Origin of the sequence: Tateyamaria algicola (assembly GCF_047715485.1) — a bacterium.
GTDB lineage: Bacteria > Pseudomonadota > Alphaproteobacteria > Rhodobacterales > Rhodobacteraceae > Tateyamaria.
The window spans coordinates 105,491-121,791 of record NZ_CP180420.1 but is presented as its reverse complement, the minus strand read 5'-3'; the positions used below and the strand labels follow the sequence as shown (position 1 = coordinate 121,791).

17 protein-coding genes are annotated in these 16,301 nt (G+C 54.7%); 12 read left to right on the top strand and 5 right to left on the bottom strand.

Translation table 11 applies throughout. The annotated features are described in order from the left end of the window. Nucleotides 1–251: 251 nt before the first annotated feature. From ACMHLQ_RS01325 to ACMHLQ_RS01315, 3 genes are all read right to left on the bottom strand, one after another. Entirely contained in the window at nt 252–1,793 is a 1,542-nt protein-coding gene (locus ACMHLQ_RS01325; RefSeq protein ID WP_415401003.1) for an ankyrin repeat domain-containing protein, read from the bottom strand. Between the two features lie 323 nt (nt 1,794–2,116). Next, nucleotides 2,117–2,410 (bottom strand): hypothetical protein, encoded by a 294-nt coding sequence (locus ACMHLQ_RS01320; protein ID WP_415401002.1) that lies wholly within the window; start codon nt 2,408–2,410, stop codon nt 2,117–2,119. Beyond that, entirely contained in the window at nt 2,407–2,661 is a 255-nt protein-coding gene (locus ACMHLQ_RS01315) for a ribbon-helix-helix domain-containing protein (RefSeq protein ID WP_415401001.1), read from the bottom strand. The genes ACMHLQ_RS01320 and ACMHLQ_RS01315 overlap by 4 nt, the downstream gene beginning before the upstream one ends. 179 nt (nt 2,662–2,840) lie before the next feature. Here ACMHLQ_RS01315 and ACMHLQ_RS01310 point away from each other — a divergent pair, with 179 nt between their 5' ends. Continuing rightward, nucleotides 2,841–3,689: a hypothetical protein gene (locus tag ACMHLQ_RS01310; protein ID WP_415401000.1), complete on the top strand. Its 849-nt coding sequence runs from the start codon at nt 2,841–2,843 to the stop codon at nt 3,687–3,689. Between the two features lie 168 nt (nt 3,690–3,857). Here the strand turns inward: ACMHLQ_RS01310 and ACMHLQ_RS01305 are convergent, their stop codons facing one another. Next, nucleotides 3,858–4,166 (bottom strand): hypothetical protein, encoded by a 309-nt coding sequence (locus ACMHLQ_RS01305; protein WP_415400999.1) that lies wholly within the window; start codon nt 4,164–4,166, stop codon nt 3,858–3,860. A gap of 65 nt (nt 4,167–4,231) precedes the next feature. Between ACMHLQ_RS01305 and ACMHLQ_RS01300 the strand changes: the two genes are divergently transcribed. From ACMHLQ_RS01300 to ACMHLQ_RS01285, 4 genes are read left to right on the top strand one after another with little or no spacing between them, the layout of a single operon-like run. Then, nucleotides 4,232–5,281, top strand: a complete 1,050-nt coding sequence (locus ACMHLQ_RS01300) for an alpha/beta hydrolase (RefSeq protein WP_415400998.1) — start codon at nt 4,232–4,234, stop codon at nt 5,279–5,281. Continuing rightward, the gene (locus ACMHLQ_RS01295) at nt 5,278–6,675 is read left to right on the top strand and encodes a hypothetical protein (protein WP_415400997.1); all 1,398 of its coding nucleotides are present in this window, start codon (nt 5,278–5,280) and stop codon (nt 6,673–6,675) included. The genes ACMHLQ_RS01300 and ACMHLQ_RS01295 overlap by 4 nt, the downstream gene beginning before the upstream one ends. Continuing rightward, nucleotides 6,672–7,484, top strand: a complete 813-nt coding sequence (locus ACMHLQ_RS01290; RefSeq protein ID WP_415400996.1) for a hypothetical protein — start codon at nt 6,672–6,674, stop codon at nt 7,482–7,484. The genes ACMHLQ_RS01295 and ACMHLQ_RS01290 overlap by 4 nt, the downstream gene beginning before the upstream one ends. 9 nt (nt 7,485–7,493) lie before the next feature. Beyond that, nucleotides 7,494–8,024 (top strand): HXXEE domain-containing protein, encoded by a 531-nt coding sequence (locus ACMHLQ_RS01285; protein ID WP_415400995.1) that lies wholly within the window; start codon nt 7,494–7,496, stop codon nt 8,022–8,024. A 19-nt stretch (nt 8,025–8,043) separates the two neighbouring features. Here the strand turns inward: ACMHLQ_RS01285 and ACMHLQ_RS01280 are convergent, their stop codons facing one another. Next, the gene (locus tag ACMHLQ_RS01280; RefSeq protein WP_415400994.1) at nt 8,044–8,913 is read right to left on the bottom strand and encodes a LysR family transcriptional regulator; all 870 of its coding nucleotides are present in this window, start codon (nt 8,911–8,913) and stop codon (nt 8,044–8,046) included. Between the two features lie 148 nt (nt 8,914–9,061). Here ACMHLQ_RS01280 and ACMHLQ_RS01275 point away from each other — a divergent pair, with 148 nt between their 5' ends. The 7 genes from ACMHLQ_RS01275 (at nt 9,062) to ACMHLQ_RS01245 (ending at nt 15,973) form a co-directional block, all read left to right on the top strand. Then, nucleotides 9,062–9,595 (top strand): NADPH-dependent FMN reductase, encoded by a 534-nt coding sequence (locus ACMHLQ_RS01275; protein WP_415400993.1) that lies wholly within the window; start codon nt 9,062–9,064, stop codon nt 9,593–9,595. A gap of 45 nt (nt 9,596–9,640) precedes the next feature. Next, a complete protein-coding gene (locus ACMHLQ_RS01270) occupies nt 9,641–10,495 on the top strand; it encodes an SDR family NAD(P)-dependent oxidoreductase (RefSeq protein ID WP_415400992.1) in 855 nt (284 codons plus the stop codon). Nucleotides 10,496–10,654: 159 nt separating this feature from the next. Continuing rightward, nucleotides 10,655–10,855, top strand: coding sequence for a hypothetical protein (locus ACMHLQ_RS01265; RefSeq protein ID WP_415400991.1), 201 nt, complete (start codon nt 10,655–10,657; stop codon nt 10,853–10,855). Nucleotides 10,856–11,130: 275 nt separating this feature from the next. Continuing rightward, a complete protein-coding gene (locus ACMHLQ_RS01260; protein ID WP_415400990.1) occupies nt 11,131–12,144 on the top strand; it encodes an alpha/beta fold hydrolase in 1,014 nt (337 codons plus the stop codon). A gap of 128 nt (nt 12,145–12,272) precedes the next feature. Further along, nucleotides 12,273–12,830, top strand: a complete 558-nt coding sequence (locus tag ACMHLQ_RS01255; protein ID WP_415400989.1) for an ester cyclase — start codon at nt 12,273–12,275, stop codon at nt 12,828–12,830. Nucleotides 12,831–12,834: 4 nt separating this feature from the next. Next, nucleotides 12,835–14,736: a hypothetical protein gene (locus tag ACMHLQ_RS01250; protein WP_415400988.1), complete on the top strand. Its 1,902-nt coding sequence runs from the start codon at nt 12,835–12,837 to the stop codon at nt 14,734–14,736. Nucleotides 14,737–14,932: 196 nt separating this feature from the next. Then, nucleotides 14,933–15,973: a hypothetical protein gene (locus tag ACMHLQ_RS01245; RefSeq protein ID WP_415400987.1), complete on the top strand. Its 1,041-nt coding sequence runs from the start codon at nt 14,933–14,935 to the stop codon at nt 15,971–15,973. The last annotated feature ends 328 nt before the right edge of the window (nt 15,974–16,301 follow it).

Sequence of the window (16,301 nt, the reverse complement as noted above, 5' to 3'; positions counted from 1 at the left end):
CATGTTGTTCGGAGTTTTCTCTGAAATTTGTCAGTTCGCCGAACCAGCGAACGACTGCTTTCGTGAGTTGCTACGAAGCAGTATACTGTCACGCTGAGTGTCGGCTCTGGGCCGAGATGATAAACTAAGAGATTTCTTGAGCTCTGCCGGAGCTCAATCGGCACCATAGTCAAACTGGCTTCTTAGATCGACATTGGTGAAGGCCCGCTGGCGCTCCTTCTTAAGTCTGATGCGCCGACACCCGTTCCGTATTAGCCAACCCCACCTTCTACAACTTGGCTGGGATATTGCTCGGCCCAGTCGGCCAGGAATTCGGTGATGTCATCTGCTCCGGCAAGTTCAATGGCCCGACGCGGCAGTGGTACGCCTTCCTTTAAGGCAAGGGCGAGGCAACTTATGTAGTCCCGCTCCTTTCGTTGCGGGCAATTCTCGGACCCATGAAGAATGGTGGATAGCAGGGTGCCCCCATAGCTGTTCATATGTGTGAGATCTGGGTTCAGCGAAAGAAGGAACTCCATGACTTCGGGGAGGCCCTCCCACCCGGCGACCTGAACCGGGGTCAATCCTTCGGTATCGGGGCGGTCGTGCTCAACGCTAAATGCGACCAGGTTTTGCATATGTTCAAGTTTGCCCGGGAGATGCAGGATCATCCGGATGATGTTCCGGTAGGCATCTGGTATCTCTTCGGGTTTGACCTTGCCGCTGGGCAAGGCCCCCTCGGCGGCTCTGGCCAAGGACATTTCAATGTCGCTCAGTGTTGTTTCGACGCCTCGTTCTTCCAGCTTGCTCGCCAGAGCTTGATTGCCGAAAACCCGTGCATAGGCATAGGGGGTTGTTCCTTCATAGCGGCGATTGGGGTCGGCGCCATGATCGAGCAACAATTCGACCATATCCATTTTGGCCATGCGCCGCGCTGCTTGGTGTAAGGCTGGCACGACCCAAGGTGCCTCGCCGCCCACATGGGTTCGATCGAACTCATCAACCTGCGCGCCATGATCAAGCAGCATTCGAACGGCCGTCGTATCGTGAAAATCCATCGCTCGCAAAAGCGCGTTGGTCCCTTTGGGATTGGCTCCGTGCGCCAACAGCATCTCTAACCCTTCATGATGGCCCAACTCGGTTGCGTGATAGAGGCTTTCCCCGTCGTTAGGGTTGGCGCCATTCTCCAACATCCACCGACCCAGCGGCATGTTGTTCGCATGCCCAATAGCAAAATAGAGCGGCGACAGTCTGTAGTCATTGCCGTCATAGATGGGTGCACCCAGATCAAGGTCAGCTCCCTTGGCAAGCAGAGCTTGTGCAATATCCAGCATATCGTTCCGGCGCTCGGGTTTATGGTGGACCCACTTCGACCGTGCAAGGATCGTCATGGGCGGGGCTGGATGCCCAACGAGTTGCGTTGCGCGTTCCGGCGCTTCTGTCAGTGCGTCGATCACCTCGGCTTTGAGATACAGTGCCAGACAAAGCCCAAAGTCACCCTTCGCGAGGTCAGGAGCGTCGGACAGCAATTGGTCAGCAACACCAAATTGGCCATAGTAGAGCGCCACCTTAAGGCGCTGGCGTTTTGCGGCTGTGTCCATACCGAGCATGTCGGCGGCGAGCTTCAGCGCGGGCCATGAGGAAAAGCTGTTTTCCCGCGCGATCACGTGAAGATAGTCGGCGTGTTTCAGAACTGTCCCACCTGGTCTCGGGGGGTAATTCGCAATGCGTTGCTCTGCCCGCAGTTCTCCTGCCATATGTGCTTTGCGCAGAGCTTTGGCGTCACGGCGGAGTTGCTCTAGGGATTTTGTCATCGGATCTCTCACTTCTGGCTCGCAGGTCCGCCGGTTCGAGCATGAGACAACCGAGAAAGGGATGTCAGTTTCTGATTGGGATGCCGATGACGGCTTTCCGCGGACCTGGATACTTACCCTGAAGCAATTGCAGCTTAGCAACCCGTACCAACGTCATCAACATCTCAGAAGATTTGCGTCGGACCGCCCGATGTGCGCGTCTCATTTCTCCCACAGACTGTGCGTGCGATCGTATCTAGTTTCAGCGTTCGCGGCGAATGACCGCTACGCGGGCTGCGAATGCAGCATGCAAGTGTCGTGCCAGATGGCGGGTATGGGCCGTTCTAACCAGACCAATCTTGGCCGGGGAAGTAGATCCGGATGACGCGCAACTCTGCCTCAAGAAACTCCGCCAAAACTGTAGCCTGTCTCTTGTACCCGAAGGTGCGAAACCCTGGTTCGGATGGATGCTCGGTCCCCAACTGAGCACCGATATCTGCTATGTTTTCCAGCCAAGCGAGGAGAGCATCCGACCACACTATTGCAAAATGGGTGCCACGTTCGCCCGACAGATAGATCGCCCGCCGCTCGAGGTCCGATAGCGCACGTTCACTCAAGCGCAGGGCGCGCGGCGTCATGTCCGCAATGCGCTCTTGAGTCTGCTTCTCGCATCCGAAGGCGAGACAAGAGCCTCACCACGCGCCAACGCCCCCCGATAGTCCGCTATGTCCCGATCAATCTCATCGAGGCTGGGGCCAGGCGCTTTGCCTAGAAAATCTCTAAGGGCTGCGCGAATGACCTCTGACACCGAAGCGAAGTCACCGGACGAGACTTGCGCCTCGATCTCGGATGCGTGCTGTTCCGTAAGGGAGATGCTAACATTTTTCATACGCCATATGATAGCACTTAATCGTACTTAGTACAAGTGAAGCTACAGATGTCCTAAGGTCCAGTCTAAGGAAGCACCTGCAAAATCCAAAATATTTCACCATCTGCTTTCAGAGCCGCGAACTTCCAGTTCAGTTGGTGCTCGACTTCGCTCCTGCAGCGAATGTCTGTTAAGCGGGTGTGGATTCAATTGATCGCCGCAACACAGGCTTCAAATTTCTCGGCTGGGGTCTGGTATTGCAAGGTCTTTCTTGGCCGTTCATTGAGACTAATGTGCGGTCTAAATGGCAATTTCAAAGTCTAACTAAAGCCAAGAGGGAACAACCAAATATGGGAACTTGGGGCTACAAGGTCGGAGAGGATGACGTTTTTCGCGACGTCTATGATTTGTTTTTCGATACCTACAATCAGGGAGCCTCTCCTAAAAAGGCAAGTGAGCGAGTGCTAGAAGATATGTCAGAGTATTTTTCTGACTATGATGACCAATATGAAGCTTATCTCGCTCTCGCTTTTGCCCAGTGGGAAACCCAGCATAAAGACGTCAGAACTCTCGAAGAGGTCGAGAGATTCATCTCGACGGGCGAAAGCCTAAAAAACTGGTCTGAAAGAGGCGGCGATGAAACGTTCTTAAAGAGACGTCGGGGAGCGTTGAATTCATTTTTACGCAAGCTCAAAAATCCAAGGCGTTCGAAGAAGAGACGTGTTCATAAAGTTCCTGAGTTCCAAGAGACTATTCTGGTTGACTTGATTGCTCCAGACAATCGCAAGGCTCTAACTATCCAAGAGAACTACATGGATGGGAAGTTTATTCACACGTCGGCGATGGTTATTTGGAGTGAAGGCGGAGGCAGTATTTTTCACAGTGACCGTTCTAGTCTAGACATTTCCGCTAAATGTCTGGGCTCCCAAAATTTGCAGATCTGCTTTCTAAACGCAGGTAAGGAAGACTTGAGCTTTGGCATCGGAAACCCAAATGAGGCTTTCTTCTGCGGAGACCGCGTGAAACTTGTCTATGAGTTTTCAGACTGAACACACCCGTTTCTGAGGTCTATTCGACCACCAATTACGTTTCGGTTCGGTCTTCGCCTGAAGCGTGTAAACGGACATTCATGCATTGCGCAGCGTTGGTCACTCTGGGCTCGGAGCCGTCATCTGACGGTTTTTGTCGGTTGACTGGTGCCAGCCCAATGCGGACATTCATCTTGCGCGCTCTGGCGACCGCTGCGCGGGACTTTGCCGACATTCGTTTTTGCGCTTCGCTGACACAGCATGCCATTGCAGTCGCGGCACACCTTTTGTTGCGAAGCAGCGTCTGTCATCAATCCAGTCATTCAAAGGGCTCGTTCTGGCTGGAGCTAGATCAGAGGCGGTCATCATTTCTTCGACGTTCAAGCCGCTGCTTTTTACAAAGGCAAAAACGACGGCGGAAAACTCGCTGAAATGGTCCATGTGGTGCGCGCTCACGCGCATTGTCTTTGTTAAATGCGTCCCTGAAAAATTGGCCATGACCATAGGACTTTGAATGATTTCTTCGGTGTTGCTCCGGTAACGCTTCTTAGGGAACGTGTCTCATGCCCAACCCAACTAATGCACATTTGATCGCCGCCGCAATTTCATTTGTCCTGGGTGGCTGTGCCGAGCGCGGTGTTCTAGAATTTGCGATGCCCGACCCATCGGCGACAACGCACACCATCTGGGTTGCGAACTTTCGTAGCGATGTTCAAGCGGATGCGAGCGGGGCGCCTCCCCGGCCATTGGACCTATCATTTGAGGCGGTCAACGTATCGGTGCCAGCGACGCACGCGCCTGGCAAGATTGAATGGCCGGATGGACCACCCGATGCGAGCACCGATTTCGTGACGGTTGGCCAAAGGCAATTTGAGACCATGAACCGCTTTGCATCAGATGTAGCACGCTCCGATCAAAGCAGGCTGAACGAGACCTTAGTTTTTGTGCACGGCTACAATACGCGACATGCCGAAGCTGTTTATCAACTCGCCCAATTTGTGCACGACTTCGAAGTGCCGGTGCCACCTGTTCTGTTTTCCTGGCCATCTGCGGGGCTCACTATCGGATATGTTTACGACCGGGATAGTGCCCTTTTGGCGCGGGACGAGCTTGAGGCGACGCTTGTGTCGTTGACGCGCAACGGCCGAAAAGTCGTCTTGGTCGGACACTCCATGGGCAGTTACCTGATCATGGAAACGCTGCGCCAGATCGCGCTGAAAGGCAGCATGGATATAGATCGCGATATCGAATCCATCACGCTGATGGCACCGGACGTCGACGGAGAGTTGTTTCGTGAACAAGCCATGACCATTGGTGATCTACCCACTCCTTTTATCATAATGGTGGCCGAACAAGACGGCGCGCTCAGGATTTCGTCTTTGCTCACCGGGCGACGCCCACGACTTGGCGCACAAACCGATCGGAGCATTGTTAGAGACCTTCCTATTACGGTTGTAGATGTCTCTGACCTTGCCGTCGGCGGGGAGTTCAACCACAAGATCGCGACGACTTCGCCGTCAGCCATCGCAATCTTGCGCGGACTTGCACAGCAGGGGCCACCAGGTACCGCGCCTGTGGGTGCGTTGGTGGTTCTGTCGCAATTGGCCCTGTGAGCGCGACTGACGACTTTGGTGACGTCGCACAAATGCGCATGGCCCGCGCGTTCAGACCGGTTGCGCAATTGCTGGATCAGATGTCTCCTTTGAGGGCCTGCGCCCACTGTCTTTTGCCGGGTACCTCATTCTCAGAACAGGAGTTCAACATGAACGGTCCGTCGCTAATTCTTACTGCAGGCACTCTTGCCCTTACTGCTGGGCTCGCTGCAGCGGATGCACCTAAGTCGGCCAGCCTGCTTGAATTCGGGCCGGAAAACACGCTTTTCGTTGCGGATCAGCGGAGCGGCGCTATCCATGCCTTCGCACTGCCTCAAAGCGGTGAACCCCCAAAGCAGGATGCAGCGTTCAATTTGCTGGATCTGGATCCCTTGGTCAGCGACGTTTTGGGCGCGACGGGGCGTTTGGTGTATGAAGACTTGGCGGTACATCCGACGACGCGTGACGCATACGTCTCGGTGACAGGTATGGTCGATGGGGTTGAGACCGTGGCGGTTGTGTCCATTGGCCGCGACGGCACCGTCGACCGGATCGACCTCGAATCCCTATCGTCCACCAGCTTTGAACTTGAGGACACTGCGGACGACGACGTGACCTTTTGGCGAGATATTCCCGCCGCGACTTTGACCGTCACCGACTTGGATTACGCCAATGGCGAGTTGTTCGTTTCTGGGGTATCTACGGGCGAATTTGCCTCGACTTTGCGCCGCGTGCCATTCCCTTTTGAGACGACCGCGTCGTCCAGCAGTATCGAAATCTACCATGCGGCGCACAACCAGAATGAAACCCGCGCACCTATCCGCGCGATGACAGTGGTAGACGTGGACGGCGTTCAGACTGCTGTTGCCGCATATACCTGCACGCCGCTGGTGATGATCCCAGTGGGCGCGTTGGCGGACGGAGCACATGTGACAGGCAAAACCATCGCTGAGCTGGGATATGGCAATACGCCGCTGGACGTCATTTCATTTGAGGCTGCGGACCCTCAGGGAAACGTGTCCAAGTATGTGTTGGTTGTGAATCGGGAAATGGACGCCGACCTTGTAACACTGAGTGATTTGAGCGCTGCGGCTGCGGGCCCGGGACTTTCCGAACCTGTGCCCTACCTCGGCGCCACGTCCGGTGTCCAAACGACGCCTCTGCCTTTGTCGGGCGTTCTGCACGTTGCTGATCAGGACGCTCAGTTCTTGCTTGCGTTGCGCCGCGATCTCGACACAGGTGCGATGGAACTGGTGTCGTTCCGGAAAGGATCATTCTTCCGACTGAGTGACTTCATCAGTGAATATAACTTCCCCGACTACGCTTATGCTGATGATCCGATGTCAACGGGGGTGCGCATGTTCCAGAACATGCTTAAGGCGGACGAGGGTTTTCCGGGACAAATTCGTCAATGAAGTTGCCACTGTACGTGGGCTTTGCTGCGTTCCTTGCTTCAGGATCTCTTGCGCAGGCGGCATGCCCCGCAGCGCAGGGTGTCGACATTTATCCCACCGCGAAAGTGTTGCCTGAAAACCTCTTGCGGATCTACGTCTATTACCCACGCTCCATGAGCGCGGACGTGGGCCTGCAGCATGTTCGGCTTCTGAAAAGTGATGGAGCCGCGATAGATGGCGTTTTCCTCACCAATCGTGCGGACCTGTGGTCTCCAGACCGCCGACGGCTGACCCTTTTACTTGATCCGGGCCGGGTCAAAACGGGTCTGGTTGCGAACGAGAATTTGGGTCGGGCGCTGGTTGCCGGCAAATCCTACATTCTAGATGTATCCGGAGCCGCCCTTGATACTACTGGCTGCTCTTTGGGAATAGATACCCAGCATAGCTTTGTTGTCGAAAACGCAGACACTGCCCCACCTGATCCTGCGCATTGGGCGATTGTCGTACCTAGGGCGCACAGCACCGACGCCTTGCACGTAGATCTCGGTAGCGCACATGATCACCTGTCAATGGCGTTCCGCCTTCGGGTTCTGGATAAAGACGGCAACACTGTGCTGGGCGCAATTGCGCTAGGACCGGAAGAGGAGCTTTGGGAATTTACCCCGCGTGCAGCATGGACGGCTGCCCGATATACGCTTGCTATCGACGAACGGTTGGAGGATTTAGCGGGCAATCGGCCCGGGCGGCTTTTTGACAGGCCTTCAAACCAAGCGCCGTCGCCTTGGATGCAAAGCTTGGGCTTTACTCCGAAGGCTCAGGTGAAACCATGAAAATGTTCAATGCTTGATCGCTTCTTTCAAAATTGGGCCTACGCCGCCCCACCATTCGCCCTGCTCGTTTTAGGACTGTATCCCTTTATCGGCGCAACTATAGAACTGTCCGTTTTTCTGTCATTGCCGATCTATATGGTCCACCAGTTTGAAGAGCACGACAACAACCGGTTTGCCGTTTACCTGAATGAGATGATGGGCAAAGACAGGCGCGGGCTGGCGCCACGTGACATCTGGATCATCAACGTCGTATTCGTCTGGTTCTTTATCTTGACTGTGTTTTATCTGTCTGCTTCGAACCCGTCTTGGGGTGTCTTGGCTGCCTATTTGCTAGCCATAAACGGGTTTGTACACATTGTTTGGGCGATCAAGTTTCGCACCTGCAATCCGGGACTTTGGACGGCTGTTTTTCTTTTCGTTCCCTGTGCGATCTGGATTTTTCGAGAGGTGCCCGCACATGTTGCGATCCACGCCACTGCGGCCCTGGTTGTGATTGTGTTGCACGCCGCAATCATGGTCTTGGCCAGACGCGCTGCCTAGAGACAAGGCCAGAGGGGTGTCACGTCGCGAACACAAGCGCCTTGAGACAATTCAACATTGATTGAACCTTGTCAGTGCGGTGGACGTCAACGTGGGTTACGAGCCAGCTTTCAACTTGCCAGTCCGGTAAGGCAGGCACAATTTGTTCGAGATCCGGAAGAGTTCTTGCGTAAGACACCGGCATAAAGCCAATACCTTCTCCACTGCGCAACGCGTCTTCGAGAACTTTTGGATTTGCGGACACAAGCACCAACTGTTCAGGGTCTACATTCCTTGCAAGCCAGACCTCGAAAGGGGCTGCGCTGTGCGCGTCCGGATTGCCGACAAAGGCGTGACCGGTCCAGTCTTGCCCCTGCGGCCTGCCATGGCGGTCAATGTAAGTGCGGTGGGCAAACAGTGCGAAATCGAGCGTGCAGAATGGCTGAACGACGTAGTCTGCGTTGGTTGCTTTGGATCCGACGCGCAACGCGACATGCGCTTCGGCCAATTCCAAACGGGCAAGCTCATCTCCGGTTGTCACGCGCACCCGCGTCTTTGGATGATGGCGTCGAAACTCGAGGATAGCGGGCAAGATCAAGTCCGTCAGGGGAAAGAGCGTGGCAACGATAACCTCTCCCTCAACATCGGCGCTTTGCACGCGTATCCGTCCAAAGAAATCTTCGAGCATGTCAAAAGAGCGCTCGGCAATCTCCATGAACTCCCGTCCGGCATCGGTCAGTTCGTAGCCACGCCGGTGACGCAAAAACAGGCGTGTCCCGATTTCCTCTTCGAGCGCATCAATGTGTCGGTTCACAGTTGCGCGGTGCACACCAAGCTCTTGTGCCGCCTTGCTGACAGTGCCTGAGCGCGCCACACCATAAGCGGTGCGAATTTCGGTCCAGTGGTCCATCTTGGCCTCCTGAAGCGCATTTATGTGGCCTTATGTACATTGAAAGCCCTTTGGTGTCGCACCAGCGCGCATCTAGTGCGCTTTTGTTGGTGTTGAGGCAGTAATAGCAGACGATTACATCCACTGAAGCCGACACTGGAGCTACGATATGAAAACCCTCGCGTTTGCAGCGTCAAACCATAGCCAGTCTATTAATGGGGCGCTGGTGGGGTATGCCGCTGCACGGTTAATGAAGTTCTCGCCCAGCGTCGAAATCGAATTCATCGACATCAACGACTACGAAATGCCCATTTACTCGATGGATCGGGAAAAGTCTGATGGTGTGCATCCGCTTGCCCAAGCTTTCTTTAACAAGATTGGCGCAGCAGACGCGCTGATCGTCTCATTCGCGGAGTATAATGGCTACGTCACCGCAGCTTGGAAAAACATATATGACTGGATGAGCCGGATCGACCAGAAGGTGTGGCAGGACAAGCCTATCGTCTTGCTTGCAGCGACACCTGGACCGCGCGCGGGCGCCAATGTGCTTCAGACGCAAGAGTTTACCGCCCCTTTTTTTGGCATGAACATCAAAGGCAAGCACGGCGTTGGCCTGTGGCGTGACACCTGGGACGGGACCACATTGATCAAGAGTAACGACATCGCAGGCATTGATGCTGCGATCAAAGGGCTTCTCACCTGAAAGGCGCTTCGCCCGGCCACCGCTCACGGAACAAGGGAACGCAGTATGTCGAATAGAAAAGTAGCAGTGATCACTGGCTCTACCGGAGGTATCGGCGGCGCAATCGCAGAGCAGCTCGCAGCAGGCGGTTGGGATCTTGTGCTTGTCAACCGAAGCGGCGACAAATCATCAAAGCAAAAGACAGACCTGAATACCGCACATCCCCCGGCCAAAGTGGATCTGGTCCAGGCTGACCTCATGGACACGGATCAGATCAAGCGGGCGGCACGCGAGATATTGGCGATCCATTCCAGCATCGACGCCCTTTACAACAATTCCGGCGTTTTGACATCGCAGCGTGTTATGAGTGCCCAAGGCCACGAATCCAACTACGCAGTAAACACGCTGGCCCCATATGTAATGCTTGAGTGCCTGCGTCCTGCCCTGAAACGGACAGCAGGGAACCCCAAAACCATGGTCGTCAACACAACATCGGCGGCGCACACTGCCGCTAAGTCACTTAACGTTGACATGTTGTCGGACCCTGCGGACATCGGCGGGCTGACGGGCGTTTATGCAACCACGAAGCTGGCACTGACCACCATGGGTACGGCGATCGCGCCGGAGCTGGAACAGGACGGCATCATGTTGCGTTCGGTTTGTCCGGGCGCTGTGATCACGCCGATGACCAAAACCAGCGATGCAATGCCAGGCATCCTAAAGTTCTTTGTGCCGCTTCTGTTCAACAAACCTGAAAAGCAGGCGGGAAAGATGATCAATGCGGCGAAACCGGACAGCTTTGGTGGACGCACCGGCATCTATATCACCAATGGCAAGGAAAAAGCGGCGCCGAAACTCGCAGTTGATGCGAGCGTTCAGGCAAGTCTTATGAAGAAACTGTCTGTCGATGCAGCGCTCTAACCGTCCGCCCAAAGCGTGGTCATAGTTAATCAGTTTTGTGCAATCTCGTAGAACCAAGACGGAGATGTAAGCATGACACATGAAGCACTCAAAATCGTTCTTTAAACCGGTGTCAGTGCGCTTACCATTTTTTATGGTTTCGTGCCTGCGTTTGCAGACTTGAACGAGACTCACTTGTTCAATCCTTTATGGAGCGCACATGCCCGATTTCACGGTGCCTGGTTCCTTGCTTTTGCCGCAGGCGTAGCACTCGTCTCGCTTTATTTGATGTGGTGGCGCGATGAAGTGTTTGCTCCTGTTTTTCTTGGGTTGGTGTTTGCTATGGGATTCTGGATCGCCACAGTCTTTGGTCCGGCTTAGGGCGGTGCGCTCGTAGATCCTAACGGACATACACATACAATTGCCGGTATTGAGGCCAACATGTTCCTGTTTTCGGTTGTTACGGTGCTGTTGATTTCCGCTCTCGGTCTTGCCGCCCGGATTTGGCGCACCAAGAACTAAATCGAACGCATGATCAGATACCTAGGCGCGACATGAACAATCAGCGCGCACGGGATGCGCGGCAGCTGCGCTTTATCGAACGAACGGGAATATGTCAGGCTCGCCTTACACTCCAACCTGGCAAGAGGTTTCTCATGACCCGTTCGATCCTTCTCGCGGCGATCGTTTCTGTAAGTGCGCTTGGCACGGCTTTCGGGCAAGAAAACGCAGAAACCGATCCTTACACACCTTACCCGTTTGCACAAATCACCGATGATATCCGGTATCCGGCCGCACAACCGCCAGAGGGAACGGTCAGTCGGCACGGTGAAATTGAATACCTGGCCAACAATGTGTTTGGGACGCATTGGTACGTCGAAGCCAACGCCGCCGTCTGGCACTTCGTTACCGCCGGAGACCCCAAAGATGAAGTTATCCTGTTTGTGCACGGGCACCCCGACACGTGGTGGTCGTGGCACGAAGTGATGTCATATTTGGCCGACGACTTTTATGTCATAGCAGTTGACACACTAGGGTATGGTCAATCCGACAAACGCCTGGATCTTGATCTAACTTATGGCGGCGTGGCCACAGGGGTCGCGGCCTTTATGACCGAAATTGGTGTTGAGAACTTCAATCTCGTTTCTCACGATAGGGGGGCCGTAATCGGGGATCACATGGTCGCCCAAGAGGACGTTAATCCGCGCATCCTCGCTTACCTGCGGATGCAGCAATCAGCTGATAAGCCACACGGATTGCCGCGACCGAACCACGAGGCGATGACAGACATCGCATTTCACACTCAACCCAATTTCATGCGGGACCTCTTCGAGAGTGATTATTTTTCAGTTGAGATGGGCGAGGAACACTTGGCGCGTGCCGCTTGGGAGTATGGATTTGCGGGCACTGCTGCAGCTGCCGCGGTCCGTTATTCCGATGCAAGTTTTGACAAAGAACTGGAGTTCAGACTGGCCGAAGTGTTCCCACGCATGACAATGCCAGTTGTCTTTATGCAAGGGCAGCACGACCCCGGGCAGCGGCCAGAAGAATACTGGGAAACGGTTGATCTGGTGCCTGATGGCGAAGTTCTGATCGTCGACGCGAACCACTTCATCCAGGCCGAAAAGCCGGAACTCGTCGCGGACGCGGCACGAGACTTGTTCGACTGACTACAGACACGCACAGCTCGGAAAGCTTCCGGTCAATGTCGCCTAAGCGGCGCGCAGGCTTCCAGCCGTCCGACCTCAATCCGGCGAAATTCATAAACGAGGACATCATGACCCCCAAAGTACTCTCCATGTTTGCGATAATGTTTGCGTCCACGCTCAGCGCGACGGCACAGGACAATGACCCATTTGCCCCGCCCACACGATCACAGGATCAGGGTTTCATTTACCGCAACGCCATTCCTTTGGGCTTTGAAACACATATCATCGTCAACAATGATGCGGACCGTGCGCGCGCCGAGCGCATCATCGAGTTCTACGAGGTGCTCGCGACCCGACCCACCATCGAGAGTGTCGGTGAATACGTGTCTGACCGATACATTCAGCACAGCACCATGCTGCCCAACGGGCGACAGCCTTTGGCGATGTTGTTCAAAGGGTCTGTCGATGAATACCCGGTCGCAATTGATGTGCACAAAGTGATTGTCGTTGGCGATTCAGCAATGGCGCATGTCAATTTTCGGAACCTCGACAACGACAGTCCCGATGACATGGGGATGGCGGCAGTCGACATGTACCTCTTTGATGCTGAGGGAAAAATCACCGAACACTGGGACGTTCTCCAACTTGTGCCAAGCCATGCACCAAACCCGAATGGCATGTTCGTAACTCTGTTTGAGGGGGAGTAAACCGATGCAGCTTAAATCTATTTTGCAGACAACAACTTTTGCCGCCACGCTGATGATATCTTCGGTCGCAGTCGCGGAAGCACCCGCCGTACCTGAGGCAGATGCAGCGATGCCGTTCTACGACCGGCACAAGATCGACATCAGCAACCTAAGAGACTTTTACAATGCCCTACTCATTGCAGATGCCATGATCCACGCCGACGCGATGTTTGACGCTGAAACCAAATGGCGCCTCACATTGCGCCAGATGATCCTGTCGGGCAGCGGGCACCACACGGCGCGCAGTGCCTATCAACTCGCGCAGATGGGTGTTGCCGTAGACGAAATCCAGGCCATTTTTGCGCTCGACTATGTTGATACGCTCGATGACCCCCGCCTCAAAGCGGCGTTTACCTATATAGACGTTATGGGCAAGTACCCGATTGTGTCGTCGCCAGACATTCATGCCCTTTTGCGTACCAACTATACGGATCGCCAGATCGCTGAACTGATGCAACTGGCGTCGATCAACAACGCTTCGGCGACGCATGACGCAGTTGTGCCGATAGCCACCGATCAAGAAACGCTTGATTGGGCGACAGAAAACCTGACCAGTGTTGGGTGGGACGCTAGTCGAAATGTCAGCACAACCATGGAGGAACAGCGCGCCAACCCGTTTGTAGGAGACGCGCTAAACGAAGCGGTCGCCGAAATTGACGCGACATGGCAGCGCGATGATCTGGGTGCGGTCGAGCCGACCCTGACCTCGGACTGGGTGAACTTTATCACCGGCTACGATGTGCCCACGTTGACGTTTGACGGCGATCGCGACGGGATCGAAGAACCCTTTGATGCGCATCCCACCGCTGTCCTCGAGTGGGAAGGCGAGGGTGTCCGTGACCTGAACGTACCCGCATCCGATGTGCCGCCGTTTGACGTCGCCGCCTACGACTTTGCCTATTTCGAACCTGCAAAACCGGTAACTTCGAGCGTGCCTTATAGTGATCGCCAACGGCTCGACACCAACTGGCCACGGCAAGCGGCCATCGGCACGCTGGCGATGGACGCCTACATCCTGCAAACCGAGCGTACGATGGATTTTGACGAGATCTGGTCGATGTTCTTCGTGTACCAACTCGCGAGTGGATGCGTGCATTGCCAGGCTCACGGGGCATTCGGGATGTACGACTATTCCGAAGATGAGTATTTCAGAGATGAAATTCCAGCAGAAGAATTGTCAGACCTTATCGCCTACATTCAGTCTTTGCTGGATTTTGAGCGTTCCGAAGACGTGACACCTGCCATGAAAGCGGCGATGCGTGTGGCGCGCGACGCGGCGCGTCTTCCTTCGCGCGTGACCGCCGCACACATCGAAGAGCTTCGGCGACACTACACGGACCGGGAAATCCAAGAGATCTTTGCCGTGATCGTCGTGAATGCGTGGCTGTCGGGCAGTATGCAATCAGTCGCTGTGGTCACCGATCAGATCAGCATGTCCTTTGCGCAACGCACATTGGGGCCGAAAGGGTGGAAGCCGGGTGTGCATACCGGTCTTCCGATTGAGCAGCGCCCCTTTCACATGAGCCAGTTCTTTGATCGTCTCTTTGCCGACATGAACACCGGCAAAGTGCCTGATGGGGCCTCGCTTTGGACGGGTATCGACATCCCACTGGCGATCGACAGTGATGGTGACGGGGTCGAGGATGCATTCGACGGATTTCCCGCTGACGCAGACCGTTGGGCGGATACCGACCGTGACGGGATTGAGGATGATCTGGACAGCGACATTGATGGCGATGGGCTCGACAATATGGCTGAACTGGCTGCTGGCACGTTTCCGTATAAAGCGGATTCAGATGGCGATGGCACCACCGACATGACCGAAATCCGTGCGGGCACCGATCCTCTGAACCCAAACACCTACTAAAGAATTGCCCCAAGCCGATCGAAGGTTTGGGGCGTCTTGACTGTCAGACCACACCGCTTGCCCAGAGACCACTCGGTCGCGTCGTCATAAGCAAACGCGAAGCGGACGGTTCGGCGCAACCTCAAGAAAATCAGAAATCGAGGGATATTCGATGTCGCGAACTTGCTCTGCCGCAGTGCTTTCCTGCGCGTGTTTGATGGCTCATGCCGCCGCATCGGAAGAGTCCATAAGCCAGACCTATCCCAACGTGACCGGCAACATCATTACCAGACTTGGATACAACGGAGACTACCAAGCCGAGGCACCGCGCGTCGAAGCGGATGATGTCTTTTTGCAGGTGATCGCCAGTCCCATTTTTCACTTCTCAGATGGGTTTCGTTTCAATACTGAGCTGCGTGTGGAAACTGTCGCTCCGCCAAATGTCAGTCGCGCATTTGATGATGAGGGCCTCTTTGCGCGCATTCTTCAGCTGGAATACGATCTGTCGGATCAGTTTTCCGTCCATGTAGGCAAAATGACGCCCTCATTCGCATTGGCGTCATTTGTCACACCCGGCATGTTCGGAAACAGCTATAGCAAAGAGATCGAACTGATCGACCGGGTGGGATTTGGCGGATCCTACAGGTTTGGGGATGACACGCGCGGCCACCACACGCTGACCTTCAATACGTTTTTCAAGGACACAAGCGTACTTTCGGAGTCCTTTGGCAGCAACCGGGGGCGCACCTCGATTGAGGATGGAGGCGCCAGCAATACGGAAGGCTTCGACTCGTTCACGCTTTCGCTCGAGGGACAAGAAATGGACCGTTTTCCGGGGCTGACCTACAAGTTGGGGTTGATACATCAAGGCCGTGGTGTGGACGGGGTCGCGGACGAAACCGGCTTCTCGGCCTCATTGCTTCAGACATTTCAAACGGCCAAAGGCAACAGCTGGAGCTTAATCGGAGAATTCGCAGCGTTCGACAACTTCGAGGGCACCGCAGACAACATCGTGTATGCCAGTGCGGGTCTCGTCTATCATACAGGTCCATGGACTGCGATCTTGTCCGGCACCTGGCGACCGAGAAATCTGGCGGATGGCTCAGAATTTGATGACTATTCGGTGCAGACATCAATAGAGTATGACCTTGGCAAAGGATACTCGGTGGCTCTGGCGCATGAGTTCAACCGGGATGAAAACCTCGACAACAGGCGCTTGGGCTTTCGTTTTTCAAAGGTCATTGAACTGGGCGGCTAACACACCCCAAGTTGCGCGGACTGCGCACGCGACTCCATCTGCTTCGTTCGGGCATAGCTATGACATGTTGACTTGGTAGTGGCCTTGTGAACGCCATGTGGCGAACCAAGATTACCGCAAGTGTCCTCTCGCGCTGACCACCGTTTGAAACAAAATTGACGCTCCTGTGACGTTCAGAGAGCATTCTGGCCGGTGCAATCGGTCGCTGATGAAGCATATTACTTGGCAACTGCTGCAACACGCTATCCAGGGATCGCTGAGACTGATTGACACGTTGGGCTCTGTTGTTCAGCAAAACCGCATGCTGCTAATGATTGAGTAACAGCCA